Annotated in this window: 19 protein-coding genes; 3 read left to right on the forward strand and 16 right to left on the reverse strand. The window is 34.5% G+C overall.

The features are described from left to right. Positions 1-25 precede the first annotated feature (25 nt). Both rpmF and BCI01S_RS03790 read right to left on the reverse strand, forming a co-directional pair. A complete protein-coding gene (rpmF, locus tag BCI01S_RS03785) occupies positions 26-199 on the reverse strand; it encodes a 50S ribosomal protein L32 (protein WP_016200993.1) in 174 nt (57 codons plus the stop codon). 93 nt (positions 200-292) lie between these two features. Continuing rightward, positions 293-805, reverse strand: coding sequence for a YceD family protein (locus tag BCI01S_RS03790; protein ID WP_061796783.1), 513 nt, complete (start codon positions 803-805; stop codon positions 293-295). 471 nt (positions 806-1,276) lie between these two features. On the opposite strand from BCI01S_RS03790, the gene BCI01S_RS03795 reads away from it, so the two are divergent. Further along, complete coding sequence (locus BCI01S_RS03795) at positions 1,277-2,491, forward strand: nucleotidyltransferase (RefSeq protein WP_047939894.1); 1,215 nt, start codon at positions 1,277-1,279, stop codon at positions 2,489-2,491. Positions 2,492-2,605: 114 nt separating this feature from the next. On the opposite strand, the gene BCI01S_RS03800 is transcribed toward BCI01S_RS03795, so the two are convergent. Continuing rightward, positions 2,606-3,397: a patatin-like phospholipase family protein gene (locus tag BCI01S_RS03800; protein ID WP_047939893.1), complete on the reverse strand. Its 792-nt coding sequence runs from the start codon at positions 3,395-3,397 to the stop codon at positions 2,606-2,608. A 210-nt stretch (positions 3,398-3,607) separates the two neighbouring features. On the opposite strand from BCI01S_RS03800, the gene spoVV reads away from it, so the two are divergent. Then, entirely contained in the window at positions 3,608-4,828 is a 1,221-nt protein-coding gene (gene spoVV, locus BCI01S_RS03805; protein WP_047939892.1) for a dipicolinic acid transporter SpoVV, read from the forward strand. Positions 4,829-4,909: 81 nt separating this feature from the next. Here the strand turns inward: spoVV and coaD are convergent, their stop codons facing one another. The 12 genes from coaD to BCI01S_RS03865 form a co-directional block, all read right to left on the reverse strand. Then, positions 4,910-5,401, reverse strand: coding sequence for a pantetheine-phosphate adenylyltransferase (gene coaD / locus BCI01S_RS03810; protein WP_047939891.1), 492 nt, complete (start codon positions 5,399-5,401; stop codon positions 4,910-4,912). Between the two features lie 3 nt (positions 5,402-5,404). After that, the gene (rsmD, locus tag BCI01S_RS03815) at positions 5,405-5,971 is read right to left on the reverse strand and encodes a 16S rRNA (guanine(966)-N(2))-methyltransferase RsmD (protein WP_047939890.1); all 567 of its coding nucleotides are present in this window, start codon (positions 5,969-5,971) and stop codon (positions 5,405-5,407) included. Positions 5,972-6,470: 499 nt separating this feature from the next. Beyond that, positions 6,471-6,746 (reverse strand): YlbG family protein, encoded by a 276-nt coding sequence (locus tag BCI01S_RS03820; protein ID WP_061796785.1) that lies wholly within the window; start codon positions 6,744-6,746, stop codon positions 6,471-6,473. Positions 6,747-6,840: 94 nt separating this feature from the next. Then, entirely contained in the window at positions 6,841-7,287 is a 447-nt protein-coding gene (locus tag BCI01S_RS03825; protein WP_047939888.1) for a YlbF/YmcA family competence regulator, read from the reverse strand. A gap of 74 nt (positions 7,288-7,361) precedes the next feature. Continuing rightward, positions 7,362-7,790 (reverse strand): hypothetical protein, encoded by a 429-nt coding sequence (locus BCI01S_RS03830; RefSeq protein ID WP_144544170.1) that lies wholly within the window; start codon positions 7,788-7,790, stop codon positions 7,362-7,364. A 93-nt stretch (positions 7,791-7,883) separates the two neighbouring features. After that, on the reverse strand, positions 7,884-8,123 hold the full coding sequence (locus tag BCI01S_RS03835; RefSeq protein ID WP_047939887.1) for a YlbE-like family protein: 240 nt from the start codon (positions 8,121-8,123) through the stop codon (positions 7,884-7,886). A 13-nt stretch (positions 8,124-8,136) separates the two neighbouring features. Next, positions 8,137-8,556 carry a YlbD family protein gene (locus tag BCI01S_RS03840; protein WP_235844434.1) on the reverse strand — a complete coding sequence of 140 codons (420 nt, stop codon included), beginning with the start codon at positions 8,554-8,556 and terminating at the stop codon, positions 8,137-8,139. A 222-nt stretch (positions 8,557-8,778) separates the two neighbouring features. Continuing rightward, positions 8,779-9,837 (reverse strand): CAP domain-containing protein, encoded by a 1,059-nt coding sequence (locus tag BCI01S_RS03845; protein ID WP_047939885.1) that lies wholly within the window; start codon positions 9,835-9,837, stop codon positions 8,779-8,781. A gap of 202 nt (positions 9,838-10,039) precedes the next feature. After that, complete coding sequence (locus tag BCI01S_RS03850) at positions 10,040-10,507, reverse strand: DUF420 domain-containing protein (RefSeq protein WP_047939884.1); 468 nt, start codon at positions 10,505-10,507, stop codon at positions 10,040-10,042. 313 nt (positions 10,508-10,820) lie between these two features. Next, positions 10,821-11,738 (reverse strand): heme o synthase, encoded by a 918-nt coding sequence (gene cyoE, locus BCI01S_RS03855; protein WP_061796789.1) that lies wholly within the window; start codon positions 11,736-11,738, stop codon positions 10,821-10,823. A 427-nt stretch (positions 11,739-12,165) separates the two neighbouring features. Beyond that, a complete protein-coding gene (locus BCI01S_RS03860) occupies positions 12,166-13,404 on the reverse strand; it encodes an FtsW/RodA/SpoVE family cell cycle protein (protein ID WP_047939882.1) in 1,239 nt (412 codons plus the stop codon). 300 nt (positions 13,405-13,704) lie between these two features. After that, entirely contained in the window at positions 13,705-13,986 is a 282-nt protein-coding gene (locus BCI01S_RS03865) for an Fpa/YlaN family protein (protein WP_016200976.1), read from the reverse strand. A gap of 274 nt (positions 13,987-14,260) precedes the next feature. Between BCI01S_RS03865 and BCI01S_RS03870 the strand changes: the two genes are divergently transcribed. Continuing rightward, positions 14,261-14,749, forward strand: coding sequence for a hypothetical protein (locus tag BCI01S_RS03870; RefSeq protein WP_047939881.1), 489 nt, complete (start codon positions 14,261-14,263; stop codon positions 14,747-14,749). A gap of 65 nt (positions 14,750-14,814) precedes the next feature. On the opposite strand, the gene BCI01S_RS03875 is transcribed toward BCI01S_RS03870, so the two are convergent. Further along, positions 14,815-16,143, reverse strand: a complete 1,329-nt coding sequence (locus BCI01S_RS03875) for a PhoH family protein (RefSeq protein ID WP_047939880.1) — start codon at positions 16,141-16,143, stop codon at positions 14,815-14,817. Positions 16,144-16,341 lie beyond the last annotated feature (198 nt).

Raw genomic sequence — 16,341 nt, forward strand, 5'->3', positions numbered from 1 at the left:
TGCTTTTAATCAACAAAAAAGATAATTAGTTGCTTACAACTTCTTTCCCTTTGTATGTTCCGCAAGCGCTGCATACACGGTGAGCAAGTTTCATTTCACCACAGTTAGGGCATTCTACCATACCAGGCACTTGTAATTTAAAATGTGTACGACGTTTTCTCTTTGCAGTTTTAGATGTTCTTCTAAAAGGTACAGCCATTCGTCCCACCTCCTTAAAGAGTATTAAGAAAGTAATGAGAAAAGATATTTCCAATCTCACATTTTTCTTTTGCATAATTAAATATGAGTTAATTTACTCATTTTCAAAAAACTTAGCAAGTCCTGCAAGACGAGGATCAACTTTCTTCTCCTGTAAATCTTGCTCTTGGATTACTTCCCAATCATTTCCTGATTGTGGAGCTCCCTCTTCTGTTACATCTTCACAGAAGACTTGCATCGGTACCTCAAGTAAAAGTATTTCTGCTATAATTGGCTTTAAGTCAATTACATCCCCTTTTACCTGATGAACTTCCTCTTCGTCTGTTTCATATTCCGAAACTTTTAATAGGAAGGTTTCTGTTGTTTCAACATTAATTGGATAATCCACGTCTACTAAAGTACGAGAGCAAGGTAGCACGAGCGATCCTTTTATATTTAAATGAAAAGTCACTTTCGTTGAATCAATATCCGTACGTCCTGTTATATGAATAGGAGATACTTTTCTTATGGTCGGATCTGTTTCTTTGATCTCATCCATATTTATTGTTTCATCAATTGGCAATCCCTTACTTCGAAATTTTTGTAACTGGCTTAACGTCCATTTCATATATATCACCCCAAGGCAACAAAGGTAATTATAGCTTTCATATAATTATTTGTCAATATTTTTTCTTTACAGTAAATAATAAGAGATATGTCCTGAATCACGATCATATTTCGTGATTTCTTTTCTATTCTACCCATATTCATCAGAATTGCAACCAAAACTTCCTAAAATGATCTTGATTTCTCTCCCCCTTGCTTCCATTTAAGCTATTTTAGCAAAGCTTTACTTCAAAAATTCGTAGAATAGAAACTATATTAGAAAGTAGACAGCACTATTAAAACCCAGGATTATATTGCATCTTTGAAACCAGCATTTAGTCCTATTCTTTTACTGTTTCTCACATATAAATTTACAAGGAATCTTTTATATACTAAAACAGGCAGATCCATATAGGTTTCTCTTTTATAACCACTATTTTTAGGATAAACTTTTATTAATACAACCATAAAGAATATAGTTAGGGAGAATGTGATGAAAGCAGTTGGAGTAGTAGTAGAATATAATCCATTTCATAATGGTCATTTGTATCATATCCAAAAAGCGAAAGAACTAACACAGGCGGATATTGTGGCTGCTGTTATGAGCGGTCCTTTTCTGCAAAGAGGAGAACCTGCCCTTGTTTCTAAGTGGGCTCGAGCAGAAATGGCTTTGGAAAGTGGAGTAGATCTTATTGTGGAGCTTCCCTATGCTTTTGCCACACAGCATGCTGCCGTATTTGCTTCTGGCGCTGTTGATATTTTGCAAAGCTTAAGTTGTGATTTCTTATGTTTTGGCAGTGAATCAGGCAGCATCGATGCTTTTCAGCAGACTTTTACCCTGCTGCAAGGAAAAGGAATGGAAGAGGATTTACTTGTTAAGGGGTTTATGAAACAAGGAATGAGCTATCCGAAAGCTAAATCATTGGCGATAAAAGAATTAACAACTAGTGATGATCACACCGCGCTAAATCTTAGTATGCCAAATAACATCTTGGGATATGAATACTATAAGGCAGTGCATACCAATAAGTATCCCATGGAGATTTGCACAGTTGCCCGCATGAAAGCAGACTATCATGACAAAACATTTACTTCGGATACAATAGCTAGCGCAACAAGCATTCGCGAAGAACTATTGCATGATAAAGGAGACATAAGAAAAATAAAACCCTTCCTCCCCGCAAGTAGTTATCAATTACTACAGCAGTATAAGGAAACATACCTCACTTACCATACTTGGGAGAATTACTGGCACTATTTAAAATTCCGTCTCCTTCAGTCAACAGCAGAAGAGTTAGCTGCCATATATGAGATGGAGGAAGGTTTAGAGTATCGCTTCCTTAAATATGTAAAAACAGCATCCTCTTTTCACGATTTTATTCGTTTAGTAAAGACGAAAAGATATACATGGACAAGGCTGCAAAGAATTTGCGTACATATTTTAACAAATACCAAAAAGGCAGAAATGAGTTCTTCATTGAAGCCAAATTATATTCGTTTACTTGGAACAACTGTAAATGGCCGTCTCTATTTAAAAGAAAAAAAGAAGCAGTTTCAGCTGCCAATTATCAGCAAGCTTTCTGCTTTTGATAAAGAAAAAATCGCATTGGATATTCGCGCTTCGCAGATTTATGCTTTAGGTGTTCCTAATCTTGTTCAGCATCAACTATTAGAGATGGATTACACCAAACCTCCTATCATGAAATAATTCCTTTGTTAGGACTAGTTTTTATTAGTTGAAGTTCTTAATAAACAGCTTAAAGATTAAAGGCACTCCACTGTATTAAGCGAGAACCTTTAATCTTTATTTGTTACTCTATAATTACTTTTTTTCATTCTTTCTTCTCTTTCTGATTTCCTTTTTAATCCCTTCTATATATTTTCTCGTTTCTGTTTCCCCTATTTCAATAATTTTCTCCAAATCAGTAAATGCCTTACTATTAAACATTTCAACAGGCGGCTTAATCATCACATTACTTGCAACCTCGCGTGATTCTACTAGTTCCATTTGCATGATATCTAATGAACGCATAATTACATCATAAATGTTAGAAATATCTGTATGAATGTTCACTTTTGCGACATCGACAGCAATTACAATATCTGCTCCCATTTCCTTCACAACTGAGACGGGAACACGATCGATTACTCCTCCGTCTACAAGCAATCGCCCGTCAATTTTTTCTGGAACAAATATACCTGGAATAGAAATACTAGCCCGAACAGCATCAGCAATTGGCCCTTTTGTGAAAACTACTTTTTCTGCCGTTAATAAATCAGTCGCAACAATGGCAACAGGGATATCCAACTCCTCTAAATTTTTTCCATAGGTAAACAAATGAATTAACTCCTTTACACGGTTCCCTGCGATAAACCCCATTTTAGGGACAGTAAAATCCAAATAGTATTTTCTTTTAAAGAACTTGGATAAAGTGTATAACCGCTCAATATCGGATCCTGCTCCATATAAACAGCCAATTATAGCCCCTATACTGCTGCCAGCAATATAATCTATTGGGATATTCTCTTCTCTTAGTATTTTTATGACCCCAATATGTGCAAATCCTCTCGCTCCACCTGACCCTAACGCTAATCCAATTTTTGGGCGTTCCATATTGTCCCACCTATTCTTTTCAAAATAATAATCTATATATTCTTATGGTCTTTTTTTTTATGTTATGAGTATATTGATTGGTAGAGGGATATTCTTCAGGCTGTTTGTGTACAAGTATTCTTTTTTACTAAAAAGTTTCTTAAACAGCCTTTCTTCTATAAATAAGAATACTTACCTACTATTTTCTATTTGAAGGGGGAGCAATATAATTTGTTACGCTCAAAATTTAAGACAATCGTACTCGCTTTATCTGCATCCCTATTAGCTCTTGCTCTAATTTCTTTTCCAGGAGTTGCAGTTGACGCTTCCAAAAATGGACTAAACACATGGTGGACGATTGTTTTTCCTTCACTTCTTCCTTTCCTTATTTTATCCGAAATTTTAATCGGTTTTGGTGTAGTTCGTTTTATTGGTGTTTTATTGGAACCCATTATGCGACCTCTCTTTAAAGTTCCAGGTGTAGGTGGATTCGTTTGGGCAATGGGCATGGTATCAGGCTTTCCTACTGGTGCAAAATTAACAGCAAGAATGCGTGAAGAAAAACAATTAACAAGAACAGAAGCAGAAAGACTCGTTTCTTTTTCTAACGCTTCTAATCCGATGTTTATTATTGGTGCAGTTTCAGCTTCTTTTTTTCATAGTCCCAAACTAGGACTGCTTCTTGCCTTTTCTCATTATTTAGCCAACTTTACAGTAGGACTATTTATGAGATTTCATGGCAAGGACACAGAAATAAAGAAACAGGAGGCAACTGAAAAAGCCTCCATCAAAAGAGCGTTACGGGAATTACATCATACTCGGTTAAAAGACAAGCGTCCACTTGGCAAATTAATGGGAGATGCTGTAACTTCTTCGATTCAATCGTTATTAATGGTCGGCGGCTTCATTATTCTTTTTTCTGTTATTAATCGATTACTATTTCACTTACATATTACTTCTTTTGCTGCTAAATTGTTAGAAGCCGTTTTCCAGCTATTCACTTTTTCTGGCGAATTAGCGATTCCATTCATTGCTGGGATATTTGAAATTACATTAGGAAGTCAATTAACAAGTGATGTAGAAACTTCCACCCTTATGCATCAAGCAATCCTGACTAGCTGTATCCTCGGCTTTAGTGGTTTGAGTGTACAAGCACAGGTTGCAAGTATTCTAGCACAGACAGATATTCGTTTTAAACCTTTTTTTATAGCAAGAATAATGCAAGCAATCTTCTCTGGAATTTATACATTTATCGCGTGGGATTTCTTTAACAAAAACTTTTTGGCAAAAGATGCTCCAACGATTGCGATTCCAGGATTAAACCAAGAGGGAGCTTTCTTGCAACAAATATTTGAAAATATTAGCACATGGGGTCCAATTGTCACGATTATTTCCCTAATGATTTATTGTTTTATCTTAGTAAAAAGATTATCTCCAAGAGAAGAAGTATAAAAAGGACTTATTGCCAAAAAGATGTTAAAAATCTTTTTTGGGCAATAAGTCCTTTTTATTCATATTACTGGAGAGTAAGCGTTAGGGACGATTTTTATGAAACTTTGCTCTTAACGCATCATGAACAATCTTTGGGACAAGCTCCGAAATGTCTCCATCATACTTGCTGACTTCTTTCACTATACTTGAACTTAAGAAAGAATATTGATTATTTGTCATAATAAAGAATGTCTCAATATCATCTGATAGAACTCGGTTCATAGAGGTAATCTGCATTTCGTATTCAAAATCTGATACAGCTCGTAATCCTCTAATAATTGCATTCGCTTTTACACTTTTTGCATAATCAATCAAAAGTCCTTCATAGGACGACGCAGAAACATTTTTAATATCTTTTGTTACTTCTCTAATTAACTCTAATCTTTCCTCTACTGAAAAAAAAGGTTTTTTGGCAGAATTATTTAATACACATATGTATACATGGTCAAATACCTTTGCTGATCGTTTAATAATATCAATATGACCATACGTTATCGGATCAAAACTACCTGGGCAAACTGCTATACTAGCCATTTCTTAGTCCTCCATACCATTTTGTAAGGAATAAATAGAAACCGCAATTATTCCGTATTTTTCATGTTTCACTTGTTGAAGTCTGCTAACTGCCTCAGGCAAAGAAATTTCCGAACCGTGTTCACAAACAATAACTCCGTCTTCCTTTAAGAGACCTGCTTCATCAATAAATGTTAGGATTTTTTCTAACTGCTGCTTTTTATATGGCGGATCTAAAAAAATATAATCGAATCTTTTTTCTCTTTTTTGTAATGCTTTTAAAGCACGATCCGCATTATTGCGATATACCTCTGCTTGACTATTTAATTTGCATATAGAAAGATTTTCTTTAATAGTATGTATCGCTTTTCCTTCTTTGTCTACAAAAATAACAAGATCCAATCCTCTACTTAAAGCTTCAATACCTAGTCCACCACTACCAGCAAATAAATCAAGGCCTTCTCCTCCTTGAAAGTATGGGCCTATCATGTTAAAGATGGCTTCTTTGACTTTATCTGTAGTAGGTCTAGTCGAGTTACCAGGCACTGCCTTCAATGGAATCCCCTTATTCTTACCGGAGACAACTCTCATTTCAATCACCACAACCCTAATTTTACTTTAACTGCTTTTACCTTCCCTATCCTACCATAAACCTTATACCGAGCCAACATTTTAAAGATTTTTTACTATTCATACCATGAATAGTTTTATTCCACCTATTAACTAAAAAAGGAGACTATCTTACTTTATCCAAAAAAAATATTTTGATTAGGTATAAGTGTTCCATGGTTGGGGATAATGTAATTAACAGCATCTATTCGAGGATGTTGTTGCCAACCGCGGAGAAGACTTACGTTTCCCCTAAGTTTTCCTCCGGTTTCTCCTCTCCCTTTACCTTCTTTCCTTATGAATAGTAAGGATGTGGAAGGAGCCTGCAGGTATTTGCCTGCAGGCTTTTTTTTACTTCCCTTCTCAATTTATATGGGATTCTATAAAAGAAAAAACAGTATGTATGATGACTTAGTCGCAGAAATAATACTTCTAACTAAGCTTCCATACATACTGTTTTTAATATCTTTTAAGCAAGCTATTAAATTCCCATTTTATAATCATATTCTTTCGCTTTATCTGGCCGCAAATTTTCAAATTCCATTTTTAAAAATGGTTTATAGGAAGGTTCTACCTTTTTAACAAAAGAATGAGCATTTATTTTTTCCATTATGCTTTCCACGTCACTTTGGTTTGTGTAGAGCACAACATATTTTAACCTTTTGGAAATAAAATGAACATTCCCATATCTTCTTAACATTTTTGCTTGTTTTAGTGAAAATAACCAAACAATGATCCCTTGTCGTTGCCCTAGCATAATTTAACCCCTTTAAATACCATTATTTATCATAATAGCATAGGAAAAGAAAATAGAAAAGCAATGATCATCTGGATCATTGCTTTTAAGTATATTATGCAGAACAACTACAGCTTCCACCACTACCACAACCTCCGGAGCAGCCAGAAAGTTCATCAAAAAATGGATTACCTGTTGGTACTTTAATGAAAGTAGAAACAGAACGCCCAATAATAACGCTAACATCATCTAAAAGCTTTTGTAAACCATTCTCAGCTATTTTAAATGCTGCTACATTATCATCTAAATCCATCTCGCGTTTAAGCTGTCTTATTTCCATCATCACTTTTTTATATTCAGGATGATATTTTCCAAAACGCTGAACTTCTTCATATAGCTCTTTCATTTTGTTAAAAGAATGAATTTTCCGCTGTGTTTCCTTGTTTGATTGTATATTGGCCAAACAAATACGGTATTGTTCTGCAACATCTGATTCTAATATCATTTCAGCAATCTCTTCTGCTTCCTCTTGAATAAGGAGTATTTCAGTTGTCGCAAGCACGTATTCGCTCACCTCCATTTCTTATTCTACATGAAAGACACTAGAAAGAAAAGGTTTGTGATTTCCTTTTTTATCTAACTTTTAATCATTACTTGAAATGCCTTTTGGTATTTTGTTGTCTTATTTACTGCATCTATAACAGAAAGATTAATTGTATGGTTTCCTGCTTTCAACCCTTCGATTACAAAGGCTGCAGAAGAATATTCATACTTCTGGCCATCAACTTCTAAAAGTATTTTGCCTAATTTCCCCTGACTATCTTCTCTGAATGAATAGTCTTTTACTCTGCATTCTACAAATACTTTATTTCCCTTCACTAAATGATGCACAACCATCTTTTCCGTATCGCTAGAAGTAATAGAGGCTTGTACAGCCATATTTGATGAGATTACAACATTTACTGCTTCCTTATGAGGTTTTACTTTTGGATCAGGGATATCATTGTGGCACCCTGTTAAAAAGAGAAAAGCAGGAATACAAATCAATCGGATTTTTTTCAACATAAACACTCCTGGTAATTTTAATAATGTTTTATTTTCGGTTAGTATTACCATTCCTGTTTGTTTTACTCGGAGTATTTATTGAATTTTAAAGACTTAGGATTGTGCATTCATTGCCTGAAACATGCTAACCATCATAGACGCCATTTGTACACCATTTGAAAACTTTTCCACGTGATCTGGGATGGTTTTTTTATAATAATGAAGGGAAGCAATCTCAAAGACTTCTAACTGATTTGGATTTCTGCTTAATTCTCTATACCATTGTGGCTGTTCTCGAATAAACTGTTGCAATTCTGCATTCTGCGCAATATATTCTTTAATATTCTGTCTCATATAGTCCTCCTATTTAATCTTTCCTAAAAGAAAATGGTCCAGAAGGTTTTTGTTCAGTTGGCGCAGATGATCCACTAGAACCACTATTTGGAGCGAATTGAGAGATAACACCTTGCAACGTACCTAAAGCTTGGTTTAAGTTTGCCAAATATCCTTGGATTTGATTTTGGTCCATATTTTTTAATGTATCAACAATATTTGACATCCAGACAGTCCGATTACCTGATGCCTCTTCTTCCTTTTGGGTGGACACAGCACTTCCTTCTAATAAACCATCCCATCTAGTATCGTTCGGACCTAATAAATACCAATCCTCATATAATTCCTGTAATGTCACATTCCCACTTCTTGCCTCTTTCAATATTTTTGGGTTTGCTCTTACAAATGCTTTAAATTCTTCTACAGAAGGATGAAGTTTTTTATCAGCCATCATTATTTCACCTCTAATTTGATACATCTGCCTATATTACTTTATGATGGCTTTTAAAAAAATGTGCCTTTCTCTTTAAATTCTCTCTCAAAGCCCTATGACTAACAAGATTGGTTGAAGATAATCAAACCTGCAATGTAATTATCCCCGCCATGCAATAACTCAGGTAAAAAAAACAGCCGACCACTCCTCCGCTGAGTTTGTCGACTGATTGTCTTTCTGCTCTTACCATTTTTCGATAAAATTTTGGGTATAGTATTTATCAAATACTCCTACTCCAAGATGAGTAAATTTCTCATTTAATAAACATTCACGATGACCTTTGCTATTTAGCCAACCTTCCATTACCGCGGGAGCATCTGAATACCCTGCTGCGATATTCTCCCCAGCAACTTGATAAAAGACATCCCCTGCTTTTAAACGATCCTCAAGATCACCATACTTCTCAGATGTATGAGAAAAGTTTTCCGTATCAAACATATCCTTACTATGCCCTAATGCTACTTCCGCAGTAGGCTGATCCCATTCTACTGTATTGAGCTTGAATCTTTTTCTTAATACATTCGTCATATCTAGAATTTGTCGTTCGTTTCCTTCTTGTATTGCTTCATTATTCTTCCCATTACTCTCTGTCTCTAATAATTCTCCCCGATAAACTAACTCGTATGGTCTTAAATGAAGTAACGTTCGAGCATCCATATACCGAATACTTGATAAAGTACCATTAAATTTATCAAAGTATAGCTGTGCATAATAATCACCGATTTGAATGAGAGGGCGGTTATTTATTTCATCCTCCGATAATTCAAAACGGTAGGAAGAATTTTCGTAGTTAAAGCTAATATTGGTTTCAATGGGAGTCATTGTATAAATATCTCCAACTTCTTGTCCAATTTTATAAGGCGTAATATTCACTGAGCTTCCAATTGCATAAATGGTAACTACTTTGTCATCAAGAATTCCAGCTTGAAAATACTTAGAGTCATCCTTATTGAATATCCACCAGTCATATTCATAAGCGGAAGGATCAATTCTCGCTGGCTCCCCATACTTCTTTTTAAGTTCACTTGTACTCTTACCGATTAAACTCCCTAACCCTTCTTTAGGAGTTGGTAAAATTTGCGTATTTTCACTTGCTTCTTTGAGATTATCCTCTACTTTTTTAGGATGATCACCATTTTCAACTAATACATCTGGCTGATTATTATCATCAGTTATACTAAAATAGATTCCAATCGCTGATAATACTGCAATAATTATGACAGTTCTTAATAAAATTTTCAGAGGATTCCCCCCTCTCTAGCATTGTTTCTATTAATATATGTGGCTTTCTTACTAAATAGTATAACTTACTTTAAATAATTTTAATAGAATAAGTAGTTTTTCAATTATGTAAATAAAGTTACATTTAAAACCACCCATTTCTCTCTTAGATAGCAAATAAAAAATGCTTCTATTTTTTAGAAGCATTTTTTACATTTTGATTTTAAAAACCTAATATTGCTTTAATAACAGATGTCGTTTCTCCTCCATGATAAAAAACATAGAGTAGTAAATAAACTGCTGTTCCTGTAATAGCTGTAATAAACCAAATAATACTTGTGATCGGTCCTAACTTTCGGTGCTTTGCATATTGCTGCTTATAACCTGTATATAACATAATGATTCCTAATACAGCACCTATTGTTGCCAAGGTGATATGAAAAATAAGAAATATAGTATAGTAAATCTTAATATCATCTGGTCCTCCAAAAGAAGTGTTACCAATAAAAATCGTTCTTGATGCATAAATGATGAAAAAGATTACCGCAAAAATCGCTGCAAATAACATGACAGTCTGGTGTTGTTGTCTTTTTTTCTGCTTAATTAATCCCCAACCAATCGCTACAAAAATGGCACTTAAAATAATAAACGTAGTACTTATTGTCGGCAATATCGGTAATGTAAATTCCATTTAGCTACCCACTCCATAAAGTATTTACCTCTTTGTTTAACAAACTCCCAAAGTTCCTTTTTTCCATAAGACTGGTTCACAAATTTAGTGTAGGTGACCAAAGCAACCTTGAATGCACACCCTCGATCTTTCTATGAAAGTGAGCTTTGCTTGATCTCCTCTGTCTCACTAATCCCACCGACGTCTATATGTATTCAGACTCCTCCGAATTTCAGGATATTAATGTTTCTTATTGGAAAAAGCATCAAGCTTTAACCAATAAGAAATCAACCATTATTCTCCTGGAATGTTCTCCCCTAAAAACAAATCCTTTTTAGAATAATGTAAATACTACCATTGAGACAAATAATATTGTTAAATATTGAATAGAATAAATGAACATTGCTGTTGCCCATTTGTATTCATCTTGCTTTTTACTTGCACGTATTCCAGTAATAACCCAACCGATATTTAATAATGTTGCTAATATTAAAAATGGAATACCGATTTGGTATAACAAAAATGGCAGTGGAAATAAAGCAATAATCCATATATACGTATGCCTTTTTGCTACCTCAAAACCTTTAACAACAGGGAGCATTGGGATTCCTGCTGCTCGGTACTCTTCTGCTCTTCGAATTGCTAAAGAATAAAAATGTGGCGGCTGCCAAACAAACATAATTAAAAACAAGCTCCAAGCAATAACATGAAGGCCAGGATCAATGGCAGCCCATCCAATTAGTGGTGGAAATGCTCCTGAAAAGCTTCCTATTACGGTGTTAGATACTAGTCGACGCTTTGTCCACATAGTATAGACAACGACATAGCTAAATGCCCCGATTAAAGCAATGACAGTTGCAGTTATTGTCGTTAATAATAAGAATAAAGTACCAATGAAGAGAAAACTAAAACCTAAAACAGCAACTTTTGCAGGCTTCACTTTTCCTGTTACTGTCGGTCTTGTCTTCGTTCTTTCCATTAATGGATCAATATCACGATCGATAAAATTATTTAATACACAGGAACCTGCCATAATTAAGCCTGATCCGATTAGTGTATATAATACTGTATCAATTCGCTCTAAAAACTTTGCATCTGTGAAAACTATTGCAAGCCAGATTCCAGTAAATACAGTGATTAAATTTGAATTTACGATTCCTATTTTAATTAATGCGAGAAAATCCTTCCACGCACTTGTTTCTGATTGTTGATTCGTCAATTTGGCCTCAGGATAAACGCGAGAATTAGCCATTTGATCATGCCTCCCCTTTCATTACATAGAAAAAGATATCATACTATATAAAATACCGTTCGTTTCATTGTGTCATTATTCACATTTAAACATCATAGCAATGTTAAAAAAGACTCTTTTGCTATTAAACCATATTTTCATGAATATTTCTCTCTTTTTACGCTAAAAACTTCAGTTGTCACATTATTGGTAAACTTTAACATTCCTCACATCATATTCGAAAGCGTTTTACAAACAAAAAGACACTCTATATATTATAGCCTTTTTTAGCAAGGAAGCAAATGAATCAACCTCTTTCCAATAGCATTCATCTATAAAAAAGATAAAAAACCAAAATCCTGATACGAAATACTTTAATATCTTCGTAAATGATTTTGGTTTTTCTTCAGCTGGAAAACTTATATCCCAGCCATTATTATCTAATTGATTAAAAATGACGGTTTGGCCGTACAAAACCTGAAGTAGGCTGCTTTTTCACTGCTATTTCTGCAACATTCTCTTCTTTATGCTTATAAACTCTTTCATATTTAACGAACATAGAAACATTAACAAGAATCCCCATACCTATGGACAATTGTAATAAAGACGATCCCCCGTAACTAATAAAAGGTAACGGGACACCTGTTAATGGTATTAATCCAGAAACTCCTCCAATATTGATAAAAGCTTGGATTCCTATCATACTGGAAATACCGATTGCTAATAAGCTTCCAAATGGATCTTTACACTTTAGTCCTGTATAAATCCCTCTTAAAACAATATAGCTTAGTCCTACCACTACAAAGCCTACACCAAAAATCCCCAATTCTTCAGCAATTACTGCCATAATAAAATCAGTGTGACCATCTGTTAAGTAACCCAGTTTTTGAACACCTTGACCCAAACCTAGCCCTTTTAGACCACCAGATCCAATAGCAATAAGAGAGTTACTCATATGGTAACCAGATTCTTGTACAACATCTTCAGCAAAAGGGGAATCCAGAAAAACAAAGATTCTCGCCATTTGCTTTTCAGTGAAAATGCTTTTTCCTGCTAGCTGGAGGATTAAAACAAGTAATAATAGAAACGCCAAGCCAATCAGCACTAACTTGGACAAGTTTTTCCAGTTCATTCCTGAACATAAAATAACCGTAGCACCAATCATAAAAATAATCGCTGCCGTACCAAAATCTGGCTGAAGAATAATCAATGCACAAACAATAACCAAATATGCTAGCGGGGGAACAACTCCCCGATTAAACTCATTTATATACGCCTGCTTTTTAGAGTAAATTGCTGATAAATAAATAATCACAGCCAATTTAACAAACTCAGCTGGCTGAAGACTAGCTGTTCCAACTTTATACCAGCTTTGCGCATTTCCAAAAACACTACCGAATAAAAAGATTCCACCTAAAAAAATAATTGAGCCAAATACCATTGGTACTAATATTTTATTGCTTAACAATGCCTTATATGGAAAAATAGCTACTATCACAAAAGCAATCAAGGCAATGATAATATATTTTAGTTGTCTTTTATAAAAAAAATCACTGCTGTCTTCTCCATAATATTGGACTGCCGAAACCATGCTGGCACTATAAATCATAATCAATCCAAATAGAATTAAAAGTACCATTGCTATAATTAATGTATAATCATACGATTTTAATATCTTCTTTATCATTCAACCGCATCCCTTATTCAATCTCCTCATTTAGAGTATTCGTTATGTCTTATCTTTTTCCTGCTGAAAAGGATAAACTTCTAATTTTCATTCTCTTAAAATATTGGGCCGTCTTCTGTTATTTTTGCTAATTATCATAACAAATTACTTATTTTTATCGCTGCTTACGGTCCATTAATAAGTCACTACAAGCTTATGAGATCAAGCGCTTTTGTTCGTATGTACTTCCCTTATTTACAAATAATACACATAGCCACTAAAAAAACTCAAACAATACATGCTTTTGTTTGAGTTTACTTTTTATTTTCTTATAGATGCTTCGTGCAAAATCGATAGCTCTTTTTCCAATTCATCTAAAATTTTCTTACCAACCTGTTCTTCTACTAAACCTAATCGAATAGCAAAATCTATCTCTTTAGACAATCCATACATTTGCGTATCCAAAACCTCTTCATATAGAGGGCATTGTGGCATTGTTAAATTATCCATCTGAACTTTAATTAGTTTTAATATTTTTTCAGCATCTGCTTTCAATAACTCATTTGCTTTTTCTTTATGATTAATAATCATTTCAGAAGTCAATCCTATCCCCCCGTTTCCGAGCGATTATCCTATCTATAAAGTTTAAACTCAACCTAGAAAAATTGCAAGAACAATCCCTTTTAAAAAATTTAAAAGTTTACATTCTATCATCTCAAATGACAGAAAGACAAGAAAAAGCTATACTTAACGTAACAACTGTTTTAATCTGCCAATTAAAATTTAGCCGATATAAAATATTTTCTTTTAGAAGCAGCTACTAATTTGCAGAATTTTTTATACATAACAAAGAACACGTTTACGGAGGAGATATAAAATGGATAGTATTATTCAAGTTTCTGGGTTGGTAAATTTTCCGATTACTATTGATCCTACTGTCTGGATCTTTGATGATCGAAAACAATCAGCTGATACGGTATTTGCCCCAGTTGAAGTAAAGGACGAATTAGAAGCGTATACAAAAGAAGCCTCCAAACACTGGGATCAAGAGATTACAGAGGGAGCCAAAGCCCCAGAGCAATCCACAAAAACCTATAAAAAAGTGGAAATGCTAACCGGTACCTTCTATATGGCTTTAGCTCCCTTTATAAAAAATGCAGAACCGCAGGAAGAGGCAACAACTCTTTTAATCACAACAGAAGAGGCAGAATATGCGATTCCTTTAGAAAAAATCGATTCGATCTTCTTATTATTTTGCGTAAAAGGAAAACCGCTTACAGAAGATGGTCCTGTACATATTTTTGATCAAACAAAAGGCCCAGATCAAACCCCTATCAAAAATATCAGAGCATTTAAAATTACATAATTGTATTCATCCATACATACGCCATCTAGCTATTGGCAGATGGCGTAACAATGTTTTACTGTAAATTATAATAAATCTGCGGCAAGCTGCGCTAAAGAAGATCTTTCCCCTTTAACTAGTTTTACATGACCTGCTAGCGGCTGGTCTTTAAAACGTTCTACTACATAGCTTAATCCATTATTAAAAGCATCTAAATAGGGATGATCAATTTGTTCAGGATCTCCCATCAAAACAATCTTACTACCTTCTCCAACCCTTGTTAAAATTGTTTTCACTTCATGCTTCGTTAGGTTTTGGGCCTCATCAATAATAATAAACTGGTCTGGAATACTTCTTCCTCTAATGTACGTTAATGCCTCCACTTCAATAGATCCCATTCCAGCCAGAATTGCTTCTAACTCTCCTGGTTTCTTTGTATTAAACAAATACTCAAGATTATCAAAAATAGGCTGCATCCACGGACGTAATTTTTCTTCCTTTTCTCCAGGTAGAAAACCTAAATCCTTCCCCATCGGTACAATCGGTCTTGCCACTAATAGTTTTTTGTAGTCTCCAAAATCTTCTGTCTGCATTAATCCAGATGCTAATGCCAATAGTGTTTTCCCTGTACCTGCTTTTCCTATTAATGTCACTAATGGCATATCTTTTTTTAATAGCATTTCAATTGCCATCGTTTGCTGCACATTTCTTGGACGGATTCCCCAAATATGCTCATGATCGAACACTAGCTTTTTAACAAACTTCCGCGATGAATCCACAATTGCTAATGCAGAAGAGGAAGATCCCAATACATCCTTTAAAATAAGAAACTGATTTGGATAGTAATTGCCATTCCCAATTTCCGTAATCGGGAGTTGACCATTTTCATAAAAGTTATTCAACACATCTATGGTTACTTGTACATCCATAAAACCAGTATATAAATGTTCATTTTCTACTACTCGATCACTTAAAAAATCCTCACTCTTCAAACCAATTGCATCTGCTTTTACACGGACAAGTGTATCTTTACTAACAAGAATAACGGTTCGTCCATTTTCTTTTTTACTTTCTTCTATTGATAAATTTTTTGCGACTGCTAATATGCGATTATCATTTGTTTTTTCTACAAATATTTCTTGGAGTTCGTGAAAAGAACGGTGATTTAATTCTATCCGTAAAGTTCCACCATTCTCCAATGGAATTTTATCGTGCAACTTTCCTGACTCTCTTAAGTTATCGATCAATCTAGATATTTGCCTTGCGTTCCTTCCGATTTCATCCATGTACCGTTTTTTGCTGTCTACCTCTTCTAAAGCTACTGCTGGAATTACTACATCATTGTCACTAAAAGAAAAAATAGAATAAGGATCTTGTAACAAGACATTTGTATCCAATACGTAAATTTTACTCAAACCGATGCCCCCTGCTCTAAAACGTCATATATTGCTGCACTTATCCGTGTAACGGAAAGAACCTTGGTAAAATATATGTTTTACCGCATAAAGATAGAAGATATTTTGCACAATAAAGAAAGAGGAAGTGTAAAAAATCATAAAAATGCTCATTTCCACCTACAAATCAGGGAAATGTACACTTTTAAATGTAGTTCT

Origin of the sequence: Niallia circulans NBRC 13626, assembly GCF_001591585.1 — a bacterium.
Lineage (GTDB): Bacteria > Bacillota > Bacilli > Bacillales > Cytobacillaceae > Niallia > Niallia circulans.